Origin of the sequence: Chlamydia pneumoniae TW-183, assembly GCF_000007205.1 — a bacterium.
GTDB classification, from domain to species: domain Bacteria; phylum Chlamydiota; class Chlamydiia; order Chlamydiales; family Chlamydiaceae; genus Chlamydia; species Chlamydia pneumoniae.
The window spans coordinates 495,107-521,730 of the sequence record NC_005043.1; the positions used below are offsets into that span (position 1 = coordinate 495,107).

Here is a 26,624-nt window from a genome sequence, read left to right on the forward strand (position 1 = left end):
TTGAACCCAAGCATCTTTCTATGAAAATACCCTTGCACAAACTCCTGATCTCTTCGACTCTTGTCACTCCCATTCTATTGAGCATTGCAACTTACGGAGCAGATGCTTCTTTATCCCCTACAGATAGCTTTGATGGAGCGGGCGGCTCTACATTTACTCCAAAATCTACAGCAGATGCCAATGGAACGAACTATGTCTTATCAGGAAATGTCTATATAAACGATGCTGGGAAAGGCACAGCATTAACAGGCTGCTGCTTTACAGAAACTACGGGTGATCTGACATTTACTGGAAAGGGATACTCATTTTCATTCAACACGGTAGATGCGGGTTCGAATGCAGGAGCTGCGGCAAGCACAACTGCTGATAAAGCCCTAACATTCACAGGATTTTCTAACCTTTCCTTCATTGCAGCTCCTGGAACTACAGTTGCTTCAGGAAAAAGTACTTTAAGTTCTGCAGGAGCCTTAAATCTTACCGATAATGGAACGATTCTCTTTAGCCAAAACGTCTCCAATGAAGCTAATAACAATGGCGGAGCGATCACCGCAAAAACTCTTTCTATTTCTGGGAATACCTCTTCTATAACCTTCACTAGTAATAGCGCAAAAAAATTAGGTGGAGCGATCTATAGCTCTGCGGCTGCAAGTATTTCAGGAAACACCGGCCAGTTAGTCTTTATGAATAATAAAGGAGAAACTGGGGGTGGGGCTCTGGGCTTTGAAGCCAGCTCCTCGATTACTCAAAATAGCTCCCTTTTCTTCTCTGGAAACACTGCAACAGATGCTGCAGGCAAGGGCGGGGCCATTTATTGTGAAAAAACAGGAGAGACTCCTACTCTTACTATCTCTGGAAATAAAAGTCTGACCTTCGCCGAGAACTCTTCAGTAACTCAAGGCGGAGCAATCTGTGCCCATGGTCTAGATCTTTCCGCTGCTGGCCCTACCCTATTTTCAAATAATAGATGCGGGAACACAGCTGCAGGCAAGGGCGGCGCTATTGCAATTGCCGACTCTGGATCTTTAAGTCTCTCTGCAAATCAAGGAGACATCACGTTCCTTGGCAATACTCTAACCTCAACCTCCGCGCCAACATCGACACGGAATGCTATCTACCTGGGATCGTCAGCAAAAATTACGAACTTAAGGGCAGCCCAAGGCCAATCTATCTATTTCTATGATCCGATTGCATCTAACACCACAGGAGCTTCAGACGTTCTGACCATCAACCAACCGGATAGCAACTCGCCTTTAGATTATTCAGGAACGATTGTATTTTCTGGGGAAAAGCTCTCTGCAGATGAAGCGAAAGCTGCTGATAACTTCACATCTATATTAAAGCAACCATTGGCTCTAGCCTCTGGAACCTTAGCACTCAAAGGAAATGTCGAGTTAGATGTCAATGGTTTCACACAGACTGAAGGCTCTACACTCCTCATGCAACCAGGAACAAAGCTCAAAGCAGATACTGAAGCTATCAGTCTTACCAAACTTGTCGTTGATCTTTCTGCCTTAGAGGGAAATAAGAGTGTGTCCATTGAAACAGCAGGAGCCAACAAAACTATAACTCTAACCTCTCCTCTTGTTTTCCAAGATAGTAGCGGCAATTTTTATGAAAGCCATACGATAAACCAAGCCTTCACGCAGCCTTTGGTGGTATTCACTGCTGCTACTGCTGCTAGCGATATTTATATCGATGCGCTTCTCACTTCTCCAGTACAAACTCCAGAACCTCATTACGGGTATCAGGGACATTGGGAAGCCACTTGGGCAGACACATCAACTGCAAAATCAGGAACTATGACTTGGGTAACTACGGGCTACAACCCTAATCCTGAGCGTAGAGCTTCCGTAGTTCCCGATTCATTATGGGCATCCTTTACTGACATTCGCACTCTACAGCAGATCATGACATCTCAAGCGAATAGTATCTATCAGCAACGAGGACTCTGGGCATCAGGAACTGCGAATTTCTTCCATAAGGATAAATCAGGAACTAACCAAGCATTCCGACATAAAAGCTACGGCTATATTGTTGGAGGAAGTGCTGAAGATTTTTCTGAAAATATCTTCAGTGTAGCTTTCTGCCAGCTCTTCGGTAAAGATAAAGACCTGTTTATAGTTGAAAATACCTCTCATAACTATTTAGCATCGCTATACCTGCAACATCGAGCATTCCTAGGAGGACTTCCCATGCCCTCATTTGGAAGTATCACCGACATGCTGAAAGATATTCCTCTCATTTTGAATGCCCAGCTAAGCTACAGCTACACTAAAAATGATATGGATACTCGCTATACTTCCTATCCTGAAGCTCAAGGCTCTTGGACCAATAACTCTGGGGCTCTAGAGCTCGGAGGATCTCTGGCTCTATATCTCCCTAAAGAAGCACCGTTCTTCCAGGGATATTTCCCCTTCTTAAAGTTCCAGGCAGTCTACAGCCGCCAACAAAACTTTAAAGAGAGTGGCGCTGAAGCCCGTGCTTTTGATGATGGAGACCTAGTGAACTGCTCTATCCCTGTCGGCATTCGGTTAGAAAAAATCTCCGAAGATGAAAAAAATAATTTCGAGATTTCTCTAGCCTACATTGGTGATGTGTATCGTAAAAATCCCCGTTCGCGTACTTCTCTAATGGTCAGTGGAGCCTCTTGGACTTCGCTATGTAAAAACCTCGCACGACAAGCCTTCTTAGCAAGTGCTGGAAGCCATCTGACTCTCTCCCCTCATGTAGAACTCTCTGGGGAAGCTGCTTATGAGCTTCGTGGCTCAGCACACATCTACAATGTAGATTGTGGGCTAAGATACTCATTCTAGTTCCTACTTTCCTCCCTAAACTTTTAGGGAGGAATTCTTATAAAAACCCTGTAGATTCTTAACTTACTAGTCTCTCCTTTCCTCTTGCTTTCTTTAATTTATTGCAGTATGTGGTGAAATAATTTGTTAAACCACCTATAGCCCTCTACATGAAATCCTCTCTTCATTGGTTTTTAATCTCGTCATCTTTAGCACTTCCCTTGTCACTAAATTTCTCTGCGTTTGCTGCTGTTGTTGAAATCAATCTAGGACCTACCAATAGCTTCTCTGGACCAGGAACCTACACTCCTCCAGCCCAAACAACAAATGCAGATGGAACTATCTATAATCTAACAGGGGATGTCTCAATCACCAATGCAGGATCTCCGACAGCTCTAACCGCTTCCTGCTTTAAAGAAACTACTGGGAATCTTTCTTTCCAAGGCCACGGCTACCAATTTCTCCTACAAAATATCGATGCGGGAGCGAACTGTACCTTTACCAATACAGCTGCAAATAAGCTTCTCTCCTTTTCAGGATTCTCCTATTTGTCACTAATACAAACCACGAATGCTACCACAGGAACAGGAGCCATCAAGTCCACAGGAGCTTGTTCTATTCAGTCGAACTATAGTTGCTACTTTGGCCAAAACTTTTCTAATGACAATGGAGGCGCCCTCCAAGGCAGCTCTATCAGTCTATCGCTAAACCCCAACCTAACGTTTGCCAAAAACAAAGCAACGCAAAAAGGGGGTGCCCTCTATTCCACGGGAGGGATTACAATTAACAATACGTTAAACTCAGCATCATTTTCTGAAAATACCGCGGCGAACAATGGCGGAGCCATTTACACGGAAGCTAGCAGTTTTATTAGCAGCAACAAAGCAATTAGCTTTATAAACAATAGTGTGACCGCAACCTCAGCTACAGGGGGAGCCATTTACTGTAGTAGTACATCAGCCCCCAAACCAGTCTTAACTCTATCAGACAACGGGGAACTGAACTTTATAGGAAATACAGCAATTACTAGTGGTGGGGCGATTTATACTGACAATCTAGTTCTTTCTTCTGGAGGACCTACGCTTTTTAAAAACAACTCTGCTATAGATACTGCAGCTCCCTTAGGAGGAGCAATTGCGATTGCTGACTCTGGATCTTTGAGTCTTTCGGCTCTTGGTGGAGACATCACTTTTGAAGGAAACACAGTAGTCAAAGGAGCTTCTTCGAGTCAGACCACTACCAGAAATTCTATTAACATCGGAAACACCAATGCTAAGATTGTACAGCTGCGAGCCTCTCAAGGCAATACTATCTACTTCTATGATCCTATAACAACTAGCATCACTGCAGCTCTCTCAGATGCTCTAAACTTAAATGGTCCTGACCTTGCAGGGAATCCTGCATATCAAGGAACCATCGTATTTTCTGGAGAGAAGCTCTCGGAAGCAGAAGCTGCAGAAGCTGATAATCTCAAATCTACAATTCAGCAACCTCTAACTCTTGCGGGAGGGCAACTCTCTCTTAAATCAGGAGTCACTCTAGTTGCTAAGTCCTTTTCGCAATCTCCGGGCTCTACCCTCCTCATGGATGCAGGGACCACATTAGAAACCGCTGATGGGATCACTATCAATAATCTTGTTCTCAATGTAGATTCCTTAAAAGAGACCAAGAAGGCTACGCTAAAAGCAACACAAGCAAGTCAGACAGTCACTTTATCTGGATCGCTCTCTCTTGTAGATCCTTCTGGAAATGTCTACGAAGATGTCTCTTGGAATAACCCTCAAGTCTTTTCTTGTCTCACTCTTACTGCTGACGACCCCGCGAATATTCACATCACAGACTTAGCTGCTGATCCCCTAGAAAAAAATCCTATCCATTGGGGATACCAAGGGAATTGGGCATTATCTTGGCAAGAGGATACTGCGACTAAATCCAAAGCAGCGACTCTTACCTGGACAAAAACAGGATACAATCCGAATCCTGAGCGTCGTGGAACCTTAGTTGCTAACACACTATGGGGATCCTTTGTTGATGTGCGCTCCATACAACAGCTTGTAGCCACTAAAGTACGCCAATCTCAAGAAACTCGCGGCATCTGGTGTGAAGGGATCTCGAACTTCTTCCATAAAGATAGCACGAAGATAAATAAAGGTTTTCGCCACATAAGTGCAGGTTATGTTGTAGGAGCGACTACAACATTAGCTTCTGATAATCTTATCACTGCAGCCTTCTGCCAATTATTCGGGAAAGATAGAGATCACTTTATAAATAAAAATAGAGCTTCTGCCTATGCAGCTTCTCTCCATCTCCAGCATCTAGCGACCTTGTCTTCTCCAAGCTTGTTACGCTACCTTCCTGGATCTGAAAGTGAGCAGCCTGTCCTCTTTGATGCTCAGATCAGCTATATCTATAGTAAAAATACTATGAAAACCTATTACACCCAAGCACCAAAGGGAGAGAGCTCGTGGTATAATGACGGTTGCGCTCTGGAACTTGCGAGCTCCCTACCACACACTGCTTTAAGCCATGAGGGTCTCTTCCACGCGTATTTTCCTTTCATCAAAGTAGAAGCTTCGTACATACACCAAGATAGCTTCAAAGAACGTAATACTACCTTGGTACGATCTTTCGATAGCGGTGATTTAATTAACGTCTCTGTGCCTATTGGAATTACCTTCGAGAGATTCTCGAGAAACGAGCGTGCGTCTTACGAAGCTACTGTCATCTACGTTGCCGATGTCTATCGTAAGAATCCTGACTGCACGACAGCTCTCCTAATCAACAATACCTCGTGGAAAACTACAGGAACGAATCTCTCAAGACAAGCTGGTATCGGAAGAGCAGGGATCTTTTATGCCTTCTCTCCAAATCTTGAGGTCACAAGTAACCTATCTATGGAAATTCGTGGATCTTCACGCAGCTACAATGCAGATCTTGGAGGTAAGTTCCAGTTCTAAAAGCGTTCCTGATCCCTTAGAAATTCTAAGAGATCCTGAGTGTATCTAGGGACTTCTCAAAGACAATGCGCCTTGTTTAGACGAGGAGAAGTCGAAAGATCAGAGGAATCTAAGAACTAGAAAAAATCCCAGATTACAAGAGGTCGAAGATTCAAAGAAGTCGCTAGATCACAAGAAAGAATGGGCAGAGTACGTGATCTCACGAACTCTGCCCGTCTTAGAATCCAAAGACTTTTTAGTATACTAAGACTGTCTATGATCCAATAGCCAAAGACTCTTGAATATTTAAATGTTTTCTATGATCCGAAAACTCTTAGAGTCGATAAAAACTCCGGATTCTTTATCCCCAGATCTCTTTAGCAATCTCTTTCACAAAGGCGATCTTCTTCCACTGTTCTTCTTCAGTCATTCTATGGTCTCCCTCACAAGAAGCAAACCCACATTGCGGGCTCAAAGAAAGTCTCTCTAAGGGAATGTAGCTCGCAGCTTCATAAATACGAGAAACCACAGCATCTCGATCTTCAATACAAGAATGGTTGCTGGAGATCAATCCCAAGCAGACGTGTTTCTCTCCAGAGACGTAAGCTAAAGGCTCAGCACCTCCTGAATACTTATCATCAAGAGCCCAATAATAGTGATAACTATCCACATCGGTCTTAGCAAATAAAGGCTCCTCTATAGAATCATAAGCTCGTCTAGAGAAAAACTCGGCCTGATAATCACCACGACAGACATGCAGACTTACAAAAAGATCCTCGGGTCTATCCTTCATCACTAAATTATGGATCCATAAAAACTGTTCTAAAATTTCCTGCAACCTGTCATGAGAATCAACACCATACCAAGAAGGCGCTCGTATATCCAAGAGGCGACACCAAGCACAATCGTCCAACTGCAAATTACGACAACCTGCAGCATAAAGATCTTGGATGACTTGGCGATAATAAAAGACAATATCATCAATTAGCTCTTGATTCGTAGGATAAAACTTCCGAGTATTTTTCAGATTAGGAGCAAAAATCATCTCATGGAAAAATTGTGATGGAGAAGGAATCGTTTGTTTTGCTTTTGCATTTCCCTTCTCAAAAGTTTTGACAAACTCGAAATGTTCTATAAACGGATGTTTTGATACGGAGATTTTATCTTTAAGATACACTCCAATTTCAGGGTCATTAGAGTCCCTGCGACGATCCACGCCATGGAATCCCCACATAAAGTCGAAATCCCAACTATACCTACGGAATTCCCCATCAGTAAAAAAGATAAGACCTGCTTCTGTTTGCTTTTTTATGAGATTACGAATAGCAGCATCTTCGACAACTCGCATCTGCTCATAGACAATTCTTCCTTCTTCAAAATCAGAGCGTGCTCGTGTAAGACTTTCAGGACGTAAGAAACTTCCCACAACATCAAAATGACATTGCTCAGGTTGTTGGAATGGGCTCATCATTTCCATCCTTAGAGATGATCCTAATAAAATACATTTCCACTCATGGATCTCTCTTCTCGATGGTTGAATAAATTAAAGACAAGAAAACAGCTAGATCAAAACATAAAGTACGATTGTAAAAGTTACTGCCTGAGGGGAATCTCACAAATCTTAGGATGGGTGTAACAACACCCCTTCCCTTAAAAAAGAAAGAGACGTACCGTCTCTGCAACTCTAATCTTTGCAGCTATTCTCTATAAGAAGCATAACAAAAACCACTTAAAATTTAGGATCTAAAAATAGTGAATTATCTTATTCAATAAGAATTAAAGAAACGTATTTTAAAGAACGGGTTTCTATTAAAAAATTTCCTTAATTTTAAAACGTGTTTGTAACAAGAAAGGCAGAGTACGTGACCTCACGAACTCTGCCCTCTTGCCTTTTTAATCCCCGATCTCTCCTGGTTCAAAAACAAGGTGAGTCGTGTTTAAGAAAATCCTAAATGCGATCTCTCTCAGAATTTCTGAGACATGAGAGACGCTCCTAGAATTGGAACTTACCCCCAAGATCTACATTATAAATCCGTGAGGATCCACGAACTTCAAAGACAAACTGGCCGAGCACTTCAAACATAGGAGAGAAGGCGTAGTGACTGCCTGCACGCACTTGCAAGGCCTGTCGTGCTAAGTTATTGGCATAAGTTTCCCAAGAGGCTCCGCTGATTACAAGTGCTGTAGTGCATTTGGGATCATTGCGGATAAGATCAGGAACATAGGATAAAGTCAGATCATAAGAAAAGTCATTACAATCAGAGAACTTCTCAAACTTCACCCCTATAGGCAAAGATAAATTGAAGAGGTTGCTGTCATCAAAAGATCTTCCTTCTGTACCTTTCTCCGAGAAGCTGTCCTGACGTATATAGGTCAGATTCAGTTTGATGTATGGAGCATAGGTATCAAAACAATGCAGGTATTCAGGATAAGAATGAGAAGAAGCTCCCAACATCATGTTAAAAGCATTATTCCCCCAAGAACCTTTCACCTCAGGATACGCAGTATACTTTGTCTTCAGATCATTACTGACGTGGCTATAAGCGAGCTGCCCTTCTAAAACGAGGGGTTTATGACTCCAAGAGCCAGGAAGTTTATCTAAGAGACAACCTATGAACCCACTACATTCTGTAATGTGTTGGATATAGAAGGCTCCTGCATAGGTATCAGTATGATTTTTAGCGACTAAGAAATCTTTATCGCTACCAAAGAGTTGGCAAAAGGCAAAGCTAATTAAGTTTTCAGAACAAGTTTGCGCTGCACCTCCGATAGCATATCCACCAGATTTATGACGGTATTTGCGTTTTTCCCCTTTCTTATCTTTATCTAAGAAATTGGCGACTCCCGCAGCCCAGAAGCCTCGATCTGAACAAAGAGTCAAAGCACTTCTCTCTATGACACCTTGAATCGCTTGGATGTCTGAAAAAGATCCCCAAAGGCTATTAGGAACTAAAGGTCCTTGACGCTCAGGATTCGGAAGGTAGCCTGTATTGGTCCAAGCTAATGTCGCTGTCTTAGTCTTTGGAGTGCTTGCGGTATCATCAACCCAAGTCATTCCCCAAGTACCTTGATACCCATAGTGCGTAGGAGTTGCTACTGTAGGAACCGCTGGAACATCTGTAGTTGTTGCAGTACCCAGAGCAGAGAGCTGCACAAATGAAAAGTCTTGAGTTTTTCCTAAGTCGTGATTTTCATAAGCATTCCCTTGGTTATCCAAAAGAAGAATCGGACCACTAAGGGCTACATTTTTACTTGCTGCAGAAGCAGCAATTACAACTTTCTTACCCTCGCCTAAAGAGTCTACAGGAATGGAAAGACCTGTTAAAGTGACCTCCTCTGTACTTGCTTTTAACGTTGTGCCCGCATCCATAATAACAGAGGAACCCGCGGTCTGAGTAAAGCCTTTCGTATCGAGAGTGACACCACGTTTAAGTACTAAATTTCCTGCAGTTAGAGTTACAGGCTGCTTCAGCGTAGAAGTGAGGTTGTCTGCAACTTTTGCTTCATCTTCAGAGAGCTTTTCACCAGAAAAAACAATCGACCCACTATAATCTGTACTATTACCTGCATCAGCCTTATTGAGATTTAAAGTATCTGTAGAATCCGCAGCCGTATTAGCAGTAATCGGATCGTAGAAAAAGATGCTATGCCCAGATATTGCACGTAAATTCGTGATCTTTGCAGTAGATCCTATGTCAATAGAATTTCTTTTTGTAGTTTGTGGTGTAGTTGCAACAATGGCATTCCCATTGAAGGTAATGTCCCCTGCTTCTGCTGAAAGACTACACTCTCCAGCTGCCAGTATAGAAATGGCTCCACCATTACCTGCAGTGGTACCTTGGACTATATTGTTAGAAAAGGAGATACCCCCCCCCCCGGAAGCCAGTGTAAGCTTCTTAGCATAAATGGCTCCGCCATTAGCTACAGCTTGGTTTCCTGAGAAAGTTACACTCTGATTCCCAGATATGGTAACATCGGCATCTCCAGAAAGAGCTCCTCCATTTCCTGCGGTCGCTGTCACACTATTTTCAGAAAATACAAGAGACGTATTCCCTGTAATTGTACAGTTTCCTGTGCTATTTATAGCTCCACCTGCAGCTTCAGCAATATTGTTCGAGAAGAGGGTAGGAGCCGTATTATTTGTAATATCTACAGTACCAGTAGCACAAATAGCCCCACCTTTTTTCCCTGTTGCGCTCGATTTATTCCCTTCAAAAGAAATCGATCCCGTGCTGTTTTTCAAAGAAAGATTCTTGGTAGAAATGGCTCCGCCATTTTCCTCACAGTAATCTTGTTTAAATAAAATAGTTCCATTGTTATCAAATGTAAGATCCCCTCCACATTTAACTGCACCTTTTCCTGAGGGGGTTGTGATTACCGATGATGGGGCCGCTAAGAAAGTAAGACTCGAAAATCCTGTTAGCGACAGATTTTTATCAGTTGTAACAGAAAGTGCTGCGCCTTCAGCACTAGACTTAATATTTAAAAAAGAAAGTGAGTACCCCTTACCGGCAAAGCTTAAAGATTCCGTAGTGTCAGAAAAACAACCCTTCGTTAAAGCTGCCGAATCCCCAAGGTTTTGCAGAGTTATATCTCCTGTCAGAGTATAGTCTATTCCAGTAGTCGTATTTTTAGGAGTATAGGTGCCTGTGTTAGTACTTCCGTCAAAGCTATCAGAGGGGCCTATATTTTCAGCAGTTGCAGCAAAAACAGTGGAACAACTAGTAAAACATGCCAATGTCGAAGAGAGCACTAACCAGGAAAATTGCGATTTCATAAACCCACTTTATTATTAAATTCTTACTTGCGTCATATAAAATAGAAAACTCAGAGAGTCAAGATAAAAATTCTTGACAGCTGTTTTGTCATCTTTAACTTGATTTACTTATTTTGTTTCTATATTGATGCGAATAGTTCTCTAAAAAACAAAAGCATTACCATGAAGACTTCGATTCCTTGGGTTTTAGTTTCCTCCGTGTTAGCTTTCTCATGTCACCTACAGTCACTAGCTAACGAGGAACTTTTATCACCTGATGATAGCTTTAATGGAAATATCGATTCAGGAACGTTTACTCCAAAAACTTCAGCCACAACATATTCTCTAACAGGAGATGTCTTCTTTTACGAGCCTGGAAAAGGCACTCCCTTATCTGACAGTTGTTTTAAGCAAACCACGGACAATCTTACCTTCTTGGGGAACGGTCATAGCTTAACGTTTGGCTTTATAGATGCTGGCACTCATGCAGGTGCTGCTGCATCTACAACAGCAAATAAGAATCTTACCTTCTCAGGGTTTTCCTTACTGAGTTTTGATTCCTCTCCTAGCACAACGGTTACTACAGGTCAGGGAACGCTTTCCTCAGCAGGAGGCGTAAATTTAGAAAATATTCGTAAACTTGTAGTTGCTGGGAATTTTTCTACTGCAGATGGTGGAGCTATCAAAGGAGCGTCTTTCCTTTTAACTGGCACTTCTGGAGATGCTCTTTTTAGTAACAACTCTTCATCAACAAAGGGAGGAGCAATTGCTACTACAGCAGGCGCTCGCATAGCAAATAACACAGGTTATGTTAGATTCCTATCTAACATAGCGTCTACGTCAGGAGGCGCTATCGATGATGAAGGCACGTCGATACTATCGAACAACAAATTTCTATATTTTGAAGGGAATGCAGCGAAAACTACTGGCGGTGCGATCTGCAACACCAAGGCGAGTGGATCTCCTGAACTGATAATCTCTAACAATAAGACTCTGATCTTTGCTTCAAACGTAGCAGAAACAAGCGGTGGCGCCATCCATGCTAAAAAGCTAGCCCTTTCCTCTGGAGGCTTTACAGAGTTTCTACGAAATAATGTCTCATCAGCAACTCCTAAGGGGGGTGCTATCAGCATCGATGCCTCAGGAGAGCTCAGTCTTTCTGCAGAGACAGGAAACATTACCTTTGTAAGAAATACCCTTACAACAACCGGAAGTACCGATACTCCTAAACGTAATGCGATCAACATAGGAAGTAACGGGAAGTTCACGGAATTACGGGCTGCTAAAAATCATACAATTTTCTTCTATGATCCCATCACTTCAGAAGGAACCTCATCAGACGTATTGAAGATAAATAACGGCTCTGCGGGAGCTCTCAATCCATATCAAGGAACGATTCTATTTTCTGGAGAAACCCTAACAGCAGATGAACTTAAAGTTGCTGACAATTTAAAATCTTCATTCACGCAGCCAGTCTCCCTATCCGGAGGAAAGTTATTGCTACAAAAGGGAGTCACTTTAGAGAGCACGAGCTTCTCTCAAGAGGCCGGTTCTCTCCTCGGCATGGATTCAGGAACGACATTATCAACTACAGCTGGGAGTATTACAATCACGAACCTAGGAATCAATGTTGACTCCTTAGGTCTTAAGCAGCCCGTCAGCCTAACAGCAAAAGGTGCTTCAAATAAAGTGATCGTATCTGGGAAGCTCAACCTGATTGATATTGAAGGGAACATTTATGAAAGTCATATGTTCAGCCATGACCAGCTCTTCTCTCTATTAAAAATCACGGTTGATGCTGATGTTGATACTAACGTTGACATCAGCAGCCTTATCCCTGTTCCTGCTGAGGATCCTAATTCAGAATACGGATTCCAAGGACAATGGAATGTTAATTGGACTACGGATACAGCTACAAATACAAAAGAGGCCACGGCAACTTGGACCAAAACAGGATTTGTTCCCAGCCCCGAAAGAAAATCTGCGTTAGTATGCAATACCCTATGGGGAGTCTTTACTGACATTCGCTCTCTGCAACAGCTTGTAGAGATCGGCGCAACTGGTATGGAACACAAACAAGGTTTCTGGGTTTCCTCCATGACGAACTTCCTGCATAAGACTGGAGATGAAAATCGCAAAGGCTTCCGTCATACCTCTGGAGGCTACGTCATCGGTGGAAGTGCTCACACTCCTAAAGACGACCTATTTACCTTTGCGTTCTGCCATCTCTTTGCTAGAGACAAAGATTGTTTTATCGCTCACAACAACTCTAGAACCTACGGTGGAACTTTATTCTTCAAGCACTCTCATACCCTACAACCCCAAAACTATTTGAGATTAGGAAGAGCAAAGTTTTCTGAATCAGCTATAGAAAAATTCCCTAGGGAAATTCCCCTAGCCTTGGATGTCCAAGTTTCGTTCAGCCATTCAGACAACCGTATGGAAACGCACTATACCTCATTGCCAGAATCCGAAGGTTCTTGGAGCAACGAGTGTATAGCTGGTGGTATCGGCCTAGACCTTCCTTTTGTTCTTTCCAACCCACATCCTCTTTTCAAGACCTTCATTCCACAGATGAAAGTCGAAATGGTTTATGTATCACAAAATAGCTTCTTCGAAAGCTCTAGTGATGGCCGTGGTTTTAGTATTGGAAGGCTGCTTAACCTCTCGATTCCTGTGGGTGCGAAATTCGTGCAGGGGGATATCGGAGATTCCTACACCTATGATCTCTCAGGATTCTTTGTTTCCGATGTCTATCGTAACAATCCCCAATCTACAGCGACTCTTGTGATGAGCCCAGACTCTTGGAAAATTCGCGGTGGCAATCTTTCAAGACAGGCATTTTTACTGAGGGGTAGCAACAACTACGTCTACAACTCCAATTGTGAGCTCTTCGGACATTACGCTATGGAACTCCGTGGATCTTCAAGGAACTACAATGTAGATGTTGGTACCAAACTCCGATTCTAGATTGCTAAAACTCCCTAGTTCTTCTAGGGAGTTTTCTCATACTTTTAGGGAAATATTTGCTATAGGGAATGCTTTCCTTGCAAACTGTAAAAAATAACATTTGTCCCTCTTCAAAAAAGATTTCTTTTAATAATTTCTAGTTATAATTTTATTTTAAAAACAGTTAAATAATTAATAGACAATAATCTATTCTTATTGACTTCTTTTTTTCTTGTTTATTAAAGTTGCTTCAACCTTATTGATTTAACGAGGAAACCATGACCATACTTCGAAATTTTCTTACCTGCTCGGCTTTATTCCTCGCTCTCCCTGCAGCAGCACAAGTTGTATATCTTCATGAAAGTGATGGTTATAACGGTGCTATCAATAATAAAAGCTTAGAACCTAAAATTACCTGTTATCCAGAAGGAACTTCTTACATCTTTCTAGATGACGTGAGGATTTCCAACGTTAAGCATGATCAAGAAGATGCTGGGGTTTTTATAAATCGATCTGGGAATCTTTTTTTCATGGGCAACCGTTGCAACTTCACTTTTCACAACCTTATGACCGAGGGTTTTGGCGCTGCCATTTCGAACCGCGTTGGAGACACCACTCTCACTCTCTCTAATTTTTCTTACTTAGCGTTCACCTCAGCACCTCTACTACCTCAAGGACAAGGAGCGATTTATAGTCTTGGTTCCGTGATGATCGAAAATAGTGAGGAAGTGACTTTCTGTGGGAACTACTCTTCGTGGAGTGGAGCTGCGATTTATACTCCCTACCTTTTAGGTTCTAAGGCGAGTCGTCCTTCAGTAAATCTCAGCGGGAACCGCTACCTGGTGTTTAGAGACAATGTGAGCCAAGGTTATGGCGGCGCCATATCTACCCACAATCTCACACTCACGACTCGAGGACCTTCGTGTTTTGAAAATAATCATGCTTATCATGACGTGAATAGTAATGGAGGAGCCATTGCCATTGCTCCTGGAGGATCGATCTCTATATCCGTGAAAAGCGGAGATCTCATCTTCAAAGGAAATACAGCATCACAAGACGGAAATACAATACACAACTCCATCCATCTGCAATCTGGAGCACAGTTTAAGAACCTACGTGCTGTTTCAGAATCCGGAGTTTATTTCTATGATCCTATAAGCCATAGCGAGTCGCATAAAATTACAGATCTTGTAATCAATGCTCCTGAAGGAAAGGAAACTTATGAAGGAACAATTAGCTTCTCAGGACTATGCCTGGATGATCATGAAGTTTGTGCGGAAAATCTTACTTCCACAATCCTACAAGATGTCACATTAGCAGGAGGAACTCTCTCTCTATCGGATGGGGTTACCTTGCAACTGCATTCTTTTAAGCAGGAAGCAAGCTCTACGCTTACTATGTCTCCAGGAACCACTCTGCTCTGCTCAGGAGATGCTCGGGTTCAGAATCTGCACATCCTGATTGAAGATACCGACAACTTTGTTCCTGTAAGGATTCGCGCCGAGGACAAGGATGCTCTTGTCTCATTAGAAAAACTTAAAGTTGCCTTTGAGGCTTATTGGTCCGTCTATGACTTTCCTCAATTTAAGGAAGCCTTTACGATTCCTCTTCTTGAACTTCTAGGGCCTTCTTTTGACAGTCTTCTCCTAGGGGAGACCACTTTGGAGAGAACCCAAGTCACAACAGAGAATGACGCCGTTCGAGGTTTCTGGTCCCTAAGCTGGGAAGAGTACCCCCCTTCTCTGGATAAAGACAGAAGGATCACACCAACTAAGAAAACTGTTTTCCTCACTTGGAATCCTGAGATCACTTCTACGCCATAATCTCTAAGTCTACACTATAATTAAGGGAATCCCCTTTAAGAAGATTTTGGGACCTATCTGTATTCAGAGATAGGTCCCTCTATGCACACATGTTCACGAGTCTCGGGCGTAGCGCCATTTTCTACTTTACAGGTTCTCTAAAACATCTTCGTTTGGGAGAATTTCTTGAGATTTTTCAAAAATAGAATCGCCATTTTCTATCAAGTATTCTTCTAAGAAAGCAATGTAAGAAATGGGAAAATGCCCTTTAAAATATCCTGTAATCTTAAAGCTGTCAAAATTAAGAGATTAAAACTGTGTCTTATTGTACTTGTTTTTTTACAGCCTTTCCCTTATTTGTAGGATAATCTGGTTTCATCTCTACGTGCAAATGAAAACGTCTATTCGTAAGTTCTTAATTTCTACCACACTGGCGCCATGTTTTGCTTCAACAGCGTTTACTGTAGAAGTTATCATGCCTTCCGAGAACTTTGATGGATCGAGTGGGAAGATTTTTCCTTACACAACACTTTCTGATCCTAGAGGGACACTCTGTATTTTTTCAGGGGATCTCTACATTGCGAATCTTGATAATGCCATATCCAGAACCTCTTCCAGTTGCTTTAGCAATAGGGCGGGAGCACTACAAATCTTAGGAAAAGGTGGGGTTTTCTCCTTCTTAAATATCCGTTCTTCAGCTGACGGAGCCGCGATTAGTAGTGTAATCACCCAAAATCCTGAACTATGTCCCTTGAGTTTTTCAGGATTTAGTCAGATGATCTTCGATAACTGTGAATCTTTGACTTCAGATACCTCAGCGAGTAATGTCATACCTCACGCATCGGCGATTTACGCTACAACGCCCATGCTCTTTACAAACAATGACTCCATACTATTCCAATACAACCGTTCTGCAGGATTTGGAGCTGCCATTCGAGGCACAAGCATCACAATAGAAAATACGAAAAAGAGCCTTCTCTTTAATGGTAATGGATCCATCTCTAATGGAGGGGCCCTCACGGGATCTGCAGCGATCAACCTCATCAACAATAGCGCTCCTGTGATTTTCTCAACGAATGCTACAGGGATCTATGGTGGGGCTATTTACCTTACCGGAGGATCTATGCTCACCTCTGGGAACCTCTCAGGAGTCTTGTTCGTTAATAATAGCTCGCGCTCAGGAGGCGCTATCTATGCTAACGGAAATGTCACATTTTCTAATAACAGCGACCTGACTTTCCAAAACAATACAGCATCTCCACAAAACTCCTTACCTGCACCTACACCTCCACCTACACCACCAGCAGTCACTCCTTTGTTAGGATATGGAGGCGCCATCTTCTGTACTCCTCCAGCTACCCCCCCACCAACAGGTGTTAGCCTGACTATATCTGGAGAAAACAGCGTTACATTCCTAGAAAACATTGCCTCCGAACAAGGAGGAGCCCTCTATGGCAAAAAGATCTCTATAGATTCTAATAAATCTACAATATTTCTTGGAAATACAGCTGGAAAAGGAGGCGCTATTGCTATTCCCGAATCTGGGGAGCTCTCTCTATCCGCAAATCAAGGTGATATCCTCTTTAACAAGAACCTCAGCATCACTAGTGGGACACCTACTCGCAATAGTATTCACTTCGGAAAAGATGCCAAGTTTGCCACTCTAGGAGCTACGCAAGGCTATACCCTATACTTCTATGATCCGATTACATCTGATGATTTATCTGCTGCATCCGCAGCCGCTACTGTGGTCGTCAATCCCAAAGCCAGTGCAGATGGTGCGTATTCAGGGACTATTGTCTTTTCAGGAGAAACCCTCACTGCTACCGAAGCAGCAACCCCTGCAAATGCTACATCTACATTAAACCAAAAGCTAGAACTTGAAGGCGGTACTCTCGCTTTAAGAAACGGTGCTACCTTAAATGTTCATAACTTCACGCAAGATGAAAAGTCCGTCGTCATCATGGATGCAGGGACCACATTAGCAACTACAAATGGAGCTAATAATACTGACGGTGCTATCACCTTAAACAAGCTTGTAATCAATCTGGATTCTTTGGATGGCACTAAAGCGGCTGTCGTTAATGTGCAGAGTACCAATGGAGCTCTCACTATATCCGGAACTTTAGGACTTGTGAAAAACTCTCAAGATTGCTGTGACAACCACGGGATGTTTAATAAAGATTTACAGCAAGTTCCGATTTTAGAACTCAAAGCGACTTCAAATACTGTAACCACTACGGACTTCAGTCTCGGCACAAACGGCTATCAGCAATCTCCCTATGGGTATCAAGGAACTTGGGAGTTTACCATAGACACGACAACCCATACGGTCACAGGAAATTGGAAAAAAACCGGTTATCTTCCTCATCCGGAGCGTCTTGCTCCCCTCATTCCTAATAGCCTATGGGCAAACGTCATAGATTTACGAGCTGTAAGTCAAGCGTCAGCAGCTGATGGCGAAGATGTCCCTGGGAAGCAACTGAGCATCACAGGAATTACAAATTTCTTCCATGCGAATCATACCGGTGATGCACGCAGCTACCGCCATATGGGTGGAGGCTACCTCATCAATACCTACACACGCATCACTCCAGATGCTGCGTTAAGTCTAGGTTTTGGACAGCTGTTTACAAAATCTAAGGATTACCTCGTAGGTCACGGTCATTCTAACGTTTATTTCGCTACAGTATACTCTAACATCACCAAGTCTCTGTTTGGATCATCGAGATTCTTCTCAGGAGGCACTTCTCGAGTTACCTATAGCCGTAGCAATGAGAAAGTAAAGACTTCATATACAAAATTGCCTAAAGGGCGCTGCTCTTGGAGTAACAATTGCTGGTTAGGAGAACTCGAAGGGAACCTTCCCATCACTCTCTCTTCTCGCATCTTAAACCTCAAGCAGATCATTCCCTTTGTAAAAGCTGAAGTTGCTTACGCGACTCATGGGGGCATCCAAGAAAATACCCCTGAGGGGAGGATTTTTGGACACGGTCATCTACTCAACGTTGCAGTTCCCGTAGGCGTCCGCTTTGGTAAAAATTCTCATAATCGACCAGATTTTTACACTATAATCGTAGCCTATGCTCCTGATGTCTATCGTCACAATCCTGATTGCGATACGACATTACCTATTAATGGAGCTACGTGGACCTCTATAGGGAATAATCTAACCAGAAGTACTTTGCTAGTACAAGCATCCAGCCATACTTCAGTAAATGATGTTCTAGAGATCTTCGGGCACTGTGGATGTGATATTCGCAGAACCTCCCGTCAATATACTCTAGATATAGGAAGCAAATTACGATTTTAAACCTTATTTAACGACAGGGTTGAGGCATGCCTCTTTCTTTCAAATCTTCATCTTTTTGTCTACTTGCCTGTTTATGTAGTGCAAGTTGCGCGTTTGCTGAGACTAGACTCGGAGGGAACTTTGTTCCTCCAATTACGAATCAGGGTGAAGAGATCTTACTCACTTCAGATTTTGTTTGTTCAAACTTCTTGGGGGCGAGTTTTTCAAGTTCCTTTATCAATAGTTCCAGCAATCTCTCCTTATTAGGGAAGGGCCTTTCCTTAACGTTTACCTCTTGTCAAGCTCCTACAAATAGTAACTATGCGCTACTTTCTGCCGCAGAGACTCTGACCTTCAAGAATTTTTCTTCTATAAACTTTACAGGGAACCAATCGACAGGACTTGGCGGCCTCATCTACGGAAAAGATATTGTTTTCCAATCTATCAAAGATTTGATCTTCACTACGAACCGTGTTGCCTATTCTCCAGCATCTGTAACTACGTCGGCAACTCCCGCAATCACTACAGTAACTACAGGAGCCTCTGCTCTCCAACCTACAGACTCACTCACTGTCGAAAACATATCCCAATCGATCAAGTTTTTTGGGAACCTTGCCAACTTCGGCTCTGCAATTAGCAGTTCTCCCACGGCAGTCGTTAAATTCATCAATAACACCGCTACCATGAGCTTCTCCCATAACTTTACTTCGTCAGGAGGCGGCGTGATTTATGGAGGAAGCTCTCTCCTTTTTGAAAACAATTCTGGATGCATCATCTTCACCGCCAACTCCTGTGTGAACAGCTTAAAAGGCGTCACCCCTTCATCAGGAACCTATGCTTTAGGAAGTGGCGGAGCCATCTGCATCCCTACGGGAACTTTCGAATTAAAAAACAATCAGGGGAAGTGCACCTTCTCTTATAATGGTACACCAAATGATGCGGGTGCGATCTACGCCGAAACCTGCAACATCGTAGGGAACCAGGGTGCCTTGCTCCTAGATAGCAACACTGCAGCGAGGAATGGCGGAGCCATCTGTGCTAAAGTGCTCAATATTCAAGGACGCGGTCCTATTGAATTCTCTAGAAACCGCGCGGAGAAGGGTGGAGCTATTTTCATAGGCCCCTCTGTTGGAGACCCTGCGAAGCAAACATCGACACTTACGATTTTGGCTTCCGAAGGTGATATTGCGTTCCAAGGAAACATGCTCAATACAAAACCTGGAATCCGCAATGCCATCACTGTAGAAGCAGGGGGAGAGATTGTGTCTCTATCTGCACAAGGAGGCTCACGTCTTGTATTTTATGATCCCATTACACATAGCCTCCCAACCACAAGTCCGTCTAATAAAGACATTACAATCAACGCTAATGGCGCTTCAGGATCTGTAGTCTTTACAAGTAAGGGACTCTCCTCTACAGAACTCCTGTTGCCTGCCAACACGACAACTATACTTCTAGGAACAGTCAAGATCGCTAGTGGAGAACTGAAGATTACTGACAATGCGGTTGTCAATGTTCTTGGCTTCGCTACTCAGGGCTCAGGTCAGCTTACCCTGGGCTCTGGAGGAACCTTAGGGCTGGCAACACCCACGGGAGCACCTGCCGCTGTAGACTTTACGATTGGAAAGTTAGCATTCGATCCTTTTTCCTTCCTAAAAAGAGATTTTGTTTCAGCATCAGTAAATGCAGGCACAAAAAACGTCACTTTAACAGGAGCTCTGGTTCTTGATGAACATGACGTTACAGATCTTTATGATATGGTGTCATTACAATCTCCAGTAGCAATTCCTATCGCTGTTTTCAAAGGAGCAACCGTTACTAAGACAGGATTTCCTGATGGGGAGATTGCGACTCCAAGCCACTACGGCTACCAAGGAAAGTGGTCCTACACATGGTCCCGTCCCCTGTTAATTCCAGCTCCTGATGGAGGATTTCCTGGAGGTCCCTCTCCTAGCGCAAATACTCTCTATGCTGTATGGAATTCAGACACTCTCGTGCGTTCTACCTATATCTTAGATCCCGAGCGTTACGGAGAAATTGTCAGCAACAGCTTATGGATTTCCTTCTTAGGAAATCAGGCATTCTCTGATATTCTCCAAGATGTTCTTTTGATAGATCATCCCGGGTTGTCCATAACCGCGAAAGCTTTAGGAGCCTATGTCGAACACACACCAAGACAAGGACATGAGGGCTTTTCAGGTCGCTATGGAGGCTACCAAGCTGCGCTATCTATGAACTACACGGACCACACTACGTTAGGACTTTCTTTCGGGCAGCTTTATGGAAAAACTAACGCCAACCCCTACGATTCACGTTGCTCAGAACAAATGTATTTACTCTCGTTCTTTGGTCAATTCCCTATCGTGACTCAAAAGAGCGAGGCCTTAATTTCCTGGAAAGCAGCTTATGGTTATTCCAAAAATCACCTAAATACCACCTACCTCAGACCTGACAAAGCTCCAAAATCTCAAGGGCAATGGCATAACAATAGTTACTATGTTCTTATTTCTGCAGAACATCCTTTCCTAAACTGGTGTCTTCTTACAAGACCTCTGGCTCAAGCTTGGGATCTTTCAGGTTTTATTTCCGCAGAATTCCTAGGTGGTTGGCAAAGTAAGTTCACAGAAACTGGAGATCTGCAACGTAGCTTTAGTAGAGGTAAAGGGTACAATGTTTCCCTACCGATAGGATGTTCTTCTCAATGGTTCACACCATTTAAGAAGGCTCCTTCTACACTGACCATCAAACTTGCCTACAAGCCTGATATCTATCGTGTCAACCCTCACAATATTGTGACTGTCGTCTCAAACCAAGAGAGCACTTCGATCTCAGGAGCAAATCTACGCCGCCACGGTTTGTTTGTACAAATCCATGATGTAGTAGATCTCACCGAGGACACTCAGGCCTTTCTAAACTATACCTTTGACGGGAAAAATGGATTTACAAACCACCGAGTGTCTACAGGACTAAAATCCACATTTTAAAACTCTAAGCTCTGCTTAGAGTTTTCTGTAGCCCCGGTCGTCTTAGAATCCTCTATCCATCATCGAAGAACTTAGCAATGAAGGCCAAGATTCTCACTCTATGAGAACGCCCCCCCCCTCTCTCAAGTCTATTTGAAAAGAAAGAATATCTTTTGAATCTATAGTCTGTTTTGGAAAGAAGAGAATACGATCTGCTTTGCATCCCTAGGGAAAGCATCTTTCATCAATGCGATTACTTCACGTTGCAATGGCTTCACTTGTTTATGCATACGTTAACAAGGATTATGAATCCTTGAAAGACTCGCTCTCCTCTCGATTCTCGTGTAGAATTCACTCCCTAGGTTTTATCTTTAGAGTCTGCAGCAGATGAAACTTTAGGATTCAGTTCCTCATCCTCATCATCAGAAATCAAAGGGTCTTTACCAGAAATGGGCAACACGTCACTGGGGCATAAGAACTCTATTTGGCTCGCTAACTTATCGAATGCTGCACAGTTCACAATGAGTGTATGCTCTTGAGAGGTACGGACGATACTACTATCTTCTATGACTATGCCCTGAGAACTTGTGTACGGTATCATGTCTAAATTTGAAACGTAAGATACTAAAGCATCTGTTACTGAAGCCTCTAGAGCTTCTCTCTCATAAGCAAAAAGATCCGGATTGCGGAATCTCCACACAGACTGTTTTATCACGGCGTCTAGAGCAAAGGCTAGATTTTTCTCTGTGGAGACTGTGTTGCAGAGGAGTGCTCCTAACTGCTCTTCAGTTAAAGACCCTTGCATTGTTTGTTCTTGTTTCTCTCTGATCTCCTCCGCGTAGGCAATATGACTGGAGACCCAAGGGAGATGCTCATCATCGAAAGCGACCACTTTACATCCTGAAGCATAGGCATCAGCAGCTTCTTTTTCACGAGAAACAAAAATTCTTTCGGATGCCAACTGCAAATTCCGAATATCGGGGTGCCCTTCAGGAAGCTCTGAGATCACCACCGTCATAGATCTCCCTTCATCGGCATTCAATAGCAGACGTTGTTGAACTGTAGTCTCCCCGGAGAGATCACAACGCACTACATTCAGATAGCTATAGCCTTCATCGCTAAGCTCTTCAATAAGCTGAGAGACTGCTTCAGGAGGCAGGCCGAGGATATTAGGTTCAGAATGATTACAAACGACAACTACGTCTTTCTCCTTCTCATCATAGGACACTAAAAGTAAAAAGCGCAGCCACGACTCTACGGAAGTATCGTTAGCAAAATTTAGAGATACCTCACGAAGCTCTTTCTTACTTATGTTCTTAGCATCCACAAATGCTGAAAATAACAAAATTTTCAGCTCTTCATGGGTGAGATCTGCAAGATAGGAATGGCAGTGAGACCCTTGAGATAAAGGAGCATGGAGTCGTTGCCGGTCTAAGAGCAATCCTGAATCCTGGGCTCCAAGTCCCATTCCCAAAGTATGCAACTGATGGTGTGTACGAGAAATCTCTTTATAAAGCTCTGTCTTATCCTTTTCGGTATTTATAGGTAAGGAAAGCCGAGATCTATACCTAGATGGCAATGTGTGCATAACATTCACCCAGGGAACAGTACCTAACGAAGTCCCTAGGGCCTGCTGTAAAATTTTACCCTCCCTTAAGTAAGAATCCTTCCCATAACAGCCGACCATAAGGTCAAAGTGTTTCGTATCTTCGCCCTCGGCACCCTGAGGTTCCAAGACGGAAAGACACTGAACTTCAGAATGTAGACCTAGAGAACGGAGCTGTTTTTCCTTATCAGAGGAGATATCCCCTACCCACTCCTTATTAAAATCGATAAGAAGATATAGAGTTGTCTTTGATTTGGGATAGAGTTGAATGACCTCATTCGCCAAGCGTACTAAATTCTCTTGTTCTTCAGGACTGACGAGATCTATACCAACAATAGCTATAGAGTCCAACTGAGGAGTAGGGGCATAACTATAGGATCTGGTGATGCGATTGCGAACTCTAGAAAAGGCTTTGCCAAGCTCGCTAACATGAACTCCCTTATCGAGTTTAAGAACCTCACTAGAGGCCATATCTGCATAAGGATTCTCTTGATATTGCCCGTGGACTTTATCTAGATCTTCAACCTCGATAGTTTTCCTAAGGCTCTTTAGCTGATTTTCGATTCTAGAAATATGATCTCGGCCCGCGATCTTTTCTACTTTCAGTATAGGAGCAATATCTGAAGGGAACCCAGGGTGTGAGACTCCCCTCTCGAAGCAATGAGAGATCAACCAATCGACTCCCATAACAAGATGCCCTACAATGGGGATGGCCTTAATCACCCCTCAAGCGAAGTGGGTAATTCGAGAATATAAAGGACGTGAGAAATTAAACGCCTGCACAAAGTGATGACGAACTACAGAAAACCAACCATGTAAGCAATGAGTCATAAGAAATTTACGTTTAGATTCAAAAGTACAAGGAATTTAAATGATGTGCCAAAAATACAAAATAAACAATTTGTATTAGACATCAAGTACACTGAAAATAAAACGCTCTTGTTGAGCACGTTTTCCTAACAAATACGTTATCGATTCTTAGGGGAAATAGGTTCTGACAATTAGATTTGAGAGACTCTGTTATGAGAGAGAGACCATAGGCACAAAGACACGCCTGTAAAGCAAAGTATCCTGATTCAAAGCTTAGACATTGCGTATCGTTATCCTCAAACCGTCGAATTTTCTTTGTCTCTATTTGTTGGCTCCTAAGTGAGCTTCCTCCTCTGGAATTGGAGATATTTCTGAAGGAGCTCTGCTAAGAGTCGATCCTAGAGATTCAACAGCTTCATCTAATGCTGTGAAATCTATAGACAATTGCGCGGATTGCTGCGTTTCTAGATTCCCCTGAGGATCTTTTTTTGCGTTGTTAGGTAGTGATGTACAGTAGTAAAGAGTTGTTCCCCTAACGCCCGTCTCTCAATAGAGAGAAGTTCTGGCATACGGGATCTCCATATAGACTGGCGGATTGCAGCATCTAAAGAACAAGCGAAGTTCTGTTGCGCCGTCAGCTGATTACAAACGTAAATCTCGCTCTCGTCTTGATCCAAAGCAGCTTCTTGTTTCTGTTTTCTAACTTCTCTTTTCCAAAGACCATGCTTTCTATTCCACAGATTAGATTCTCGCTCCAAAGTTAAGACTTCTTCCATCATAAAGTTCGCGCATCCTGACGTATAGACATCGACAGCATAGCACTCTTTACCACAAAGCATTCCTTCAGACGCCAAATGCAAACAGCGGATATCTCCTTGAGATACTGAATCCTCACAGAAAATCATGGTAAAGGCTTTCTCTTGAGAACTTTCATTTAAGATCCTACGTTCTTCTACACACATGCTATTAGATCTAAAGGCAAAAATATTGAAGTGCGAATACCCTCGACACTCTAGCTCCATAATAAAGTGTTGGAAGCTTGGCTCCTCCTTCCAGTCGGTACCCCACCAAGAATCACATACAACGACAACCACATTGCGATCACTTCTGCTCATCCTCTCAAAAAAGCCAAAGTGCTGCCTTAAGTAAGTTTTGCTATTTAAGATAAGATTTAGAGATATAGGTTGCAGTATGGTACTGCTCAACTCCTTAGGATTCAGAAATGCCGCTAAAATTGTTTTTTGTAACCCGGGATTTTCTAAGTCTGCAAGGTAGGAATGACAATAATGCCCTTCAGATAAGGGAGCATGCACCCGTTTTGGGTCCATCAAGATCCCTGACCGACTATCTCCAAACTCCAAACTAAGAACCGAAGAGCGCTCTCCTACGTATACCAATCGAGAATATAGCTGTTCTTTTTCTAATTCAGAGTACTCTAGAGCTTTCTCTTTATCTCCCTTCATCTCCAAAGATGAAAATGGAGAGAAATCCCACAAGGATTGTGAAAGAGGCTTTTGCCCCACATGAATCCAAGGGGTTTCCTCCCCTGACTTTTCTAACTCTTCCTGAATCTGATTCAACGTACCTTGATCATTCTCCCCATGATACACCATCCAACAGTCACAAGTTGCTTGTTTGACTACATCACCCTGATTAAAGTCCAAACAAGCAATCTTGGGGTTTAGTTCGCAATCACTAAGTAACTTCCGATTCTTTTTGTCCATAGCATTGCGACCACCAGAAGCTGTTAGATATAGAGAAATCGTAGCGTCAGGATAGAGTCTTTGAGTTTCATTACAGAGACGGGCTAGATGCAAGAAGTCGTCAACTTCAAAAGGATTCATATCGTTTCCTATGATGTAAATCTTCTGCAGTTTTGGCCGTGGAGCTTGCAAATACGCCTGTCTTACACGATTACGAATTTTAGAGAAGGCAAGCCCTAACGTTGCATCTTGAACTTCGGGATAGAGAGTGAGAACTTCTACAGGTTGGATTCCCCCGAAAGGATGCACAGGAATCTTCCCATGGACCTTATCCTCATCTTCAGGAGCCACAGCGACTCTCTGCCTCTTCAAAGTCTCCACTACACGAGCAATGTGATCGCGACCAGCAACTTTCTCTGTTTTCAGAAGACTCACCACATCAGAGACAAATGTCGGCTTGGTCACGAAACTCTCTAAATACCTAGAAACGAGCCACTCTATCCCAACAATAATGTGACCCACAACAGGGATCCCCTTGATGACCCCTAATACAAATTCCGTAATACGAGCACAAAACGGCAAAGAAAAATCAAAGGCTCGATAAAAGTGCTCACGAACTATAGAAAACCAGGCAGATAAACAAGAAGCCATAACACGACTAGGAAGAAATACTTAGGAAAGAAGTATTTAAAAAAAACTTGAAAAAAGCAATCTCTAAGATACTTAGCGACTCCTATAGCCACAAGAAATTCGCTATTTTTAAAATTAGAAAGAGGAGACCTGAGAAAGGTTGTAAAAAGCGCTTAGATACAACTATTTAGAATCCTATCCTGGAAATCAGAAATCTACGGAATACTAGTGTAGAAAGAACAAATATAGAGAGAGTCCTCTAAGGAGTTTGTGCACTCCTGGGGTTTGTGAAATTAAGATATTCCTAGGCAAACCCTTCCTGGAATCCTAGGTACATGGACCAAGGATTCCATCTGGAGATAAGAAATTTCTCTAGTATTTTTAC

Annotated in this window: 11 protein-coding genes; 6 read left to right on the top strand and 5 right to left on the bottom strand. The window is 42.9% G+C overall.

Annotated features, from left to right (window positions below; translation table 11 throughout):
* The first annotated feature begins 20 nt into the window (after positions 1-20).
* Both CPB_RS02275 and CPB_RS02280 read left to right on the top strand, forming a co-directional pair.
* Positions 21-2,813 carry a polymorphic outer membrane protein middle domain-containing protein gene (locus tag CPB_RS02275; protein ID WP_010892028.1) on the top strand — a complete coding sequence of 931 codons (2,793 nt, stop codon included), beginning with the start codon at positions 21-23 and terminating at the stop codon, positions 2,811-2,813.
* 149 nt (positions 2,814-2,962) lie between these two features.
* Positions 2,963-5,749, top strand: a complete 2,787-nt coding sequence (locus CPB_RS02280) for a polymorphic outer membrane protein middle domain-containing protein (protein ID WP_010883090.1) — start codon at positions 2,963-2,965, stop codon at positions 5,747-5,749.
* Positions 5,750-6,089: 340 nt separating this feature from the next.
* Here CPB_RS02280 and CPB_RS02285 read toward each other — a convergent pair whose 3' ends face one another.
* The gene (locus CPB_RS02285; RefSeq protein ID WP_011126142.1) at positions 6,090-7,199 is read right to left on the bottom strand and encodes a 5-methyltetrahydropteroyltriglutamate--homocysteine methyltransferase; all 1,110 of its coding nucleotides are present in this window, start codon (positions 7,197-7,199) and stop codon (positions 6,090-6,092) included.
* A gap of 522 nt (positions 7,200-7,721) precedes the next feature.
* A complete protein-coding gene (locus CPB_RS02290; RefSeq protein ID WP_011126144.1) occupies positions 7,722-10,505 on the bottom strand; it encodes a polymorphic outer membrane protein middle domain-containing protein in 2,784 nt (927 codons plus the stop codon).
* A gap of 162 nt (positions 10,506-10,667) precedes the next feature.
* Here CPB_RS02290 and CPB_RS02295 point away from each other — a divergent pair, with 162 nt between their 5' ends.
* From CPB_RS02295 to CPB_RS02310, 4 genes are all read left to right on the top strand, one after another.
* Entirely contained in the window at positions 10,668-13,454 is a 2,787-nt protein-coding gene (locus CPB_RS02295; RefSeq protein WP_010883092.1) for a polymorphic outer membrane protein middle domain-containing protein, read from the top strand.
* Positions 13,455-13,711: 257 nt separating this feature from the next.
* Complete coding sequence (locus CPB_RS02300) at positions 13,712-15,256, top strand: polymorphic outer membrane protein middle domain-containing protein (protein WP_010883093.1); 1,545 nt, start codon at positions 13,712-13,714, stop codon at positions 15,254-15,256.
* Positions 15,257-15,626: 370 nt separating this feature from the next.
* A complete protein-coding gene (locus tag CPB_RS02305; protein WP_010883094.1) occupies positions 15,627-18,548 on the top strand; it encodes a polymorphic outer membrane protein middle domain-containing protein in 2,922 nt (973 codons plus the stop codon).
* A gap of 26 nt (positions 18,549-18,574) precedes the next feature.
* Entirely contained in the window at positions 18,575-21,511 is a 2,937-nt protein-coding gene (locus CPB_RS02310) for an autotransporter domain-containing protein (protein ID WP_010883095.1), read from the top strand.
* Positions 21,512-21,848: 337 nt separating this feature from the next.
* On the opposite strand, the gene CPB_RS02315 is transcribed toward CPB_RS02310, so the two are convergent.
* From CPB_RS02315 to CPB_RS02320, 3 genes are all read right to left on the bottom strand, one after another.
* Positions 21,849-23,819: a DUF562 domain-containing protein gene (locus CPB_RS02315; protein ID WP_233417557.1), complete on the bottom strand. Its 1,971-nt coding sequence runs from the start codon at positions 23,817-23,819 to the stop codon at positions 21,849-21,851.
* 408 nt (positions 23,820-24,227) lie between these two features.
* Entirely contained in the window at positions 24,228-24,350 is a 123-nt protein-coding gene (locus tag CPB_RS05840; protein ID WP_010892020.1) for a hypothetical protein, read from the bottom strand.
* Between the two features lie 20 nt (positions 24,351-24,370).
* Positions 24,371-26,260, bottom strand: a complete 1,890-nt coding sequence (locus CPB_RS02320; protein ID WP_011126147.1) for a DUF562 domain-containing protein — start codon at positions 26,258-26,260, stop codon at positions 24,371-24,373.
* Positions 26,261-26,624 lie beyond the last annotated feature (364 nt).

Bases quoted from the DNA above. Each gene is read 5' to 3' on its own strand.
- CPB_RS02320 (WP_011126147.1), bottom strand. From the start codon at position 26,260: ATGGCTTCTTGTTTATCTGCCTGGTTTTCTATAGTTCGTGAGCACTTT.
- CPB_RS02275 (WP_010892028.1), top strand. From the start codon at position 21: ATGAAAATACCCTTGCACAAACTCCTGATCTCTTCGACTCTTGTCACT.
- CPB_RS02285 (WP_011126142.1), bottom strand. From the start codon at position 7,199: ATGATGAGCCCATTCCAACAACCTGAGCAATGTCATTTTGATGTTGTG.
- CPB_RS02290 (WP_011126144.1), bottom strand. From the start codon at position 10,505: ATGAAATCGCAATTTTCCTGGTTAGTGCTCTCTTCGACATTGGCATGT.
- CPB_RS02280 (WP_010883090.1), top strand. From the start codon at position 2,963: ATGAAATCCTCTCTTCATTGGTTTTTAATCTCGTCATCTTTAGCACTT.
- CPB_RS02300 (WP_010883093.1), top strand. From the start codon at position 13,712: ATGACCATACTTCGAAATTTTCTTACCTGCTCGGCTTTATTCCTCGCT.
- CPB_RS02305 (WP_010883094.1), top strand. From the start codon at position 15,627: ATGAAAACGTCTATTCGTAAGTTCTTAATTTCTACCACACTGGCGCCA.
- CPB_RS02310 (WP_010883095.1), top strand. From the start codon at position 18,575: ATGCCTCTTTCTTTCAAATCTTCATCTTTTTGTCTACTTGCCTGTTTA.
- CPB_RS02295 (WP_010883092.1), top strand. From the start codon at position 10,668: ATGAAGACTTCGATTCCTTGGGTTTTAGTTTCCTCCGTGTTAGCTTTC.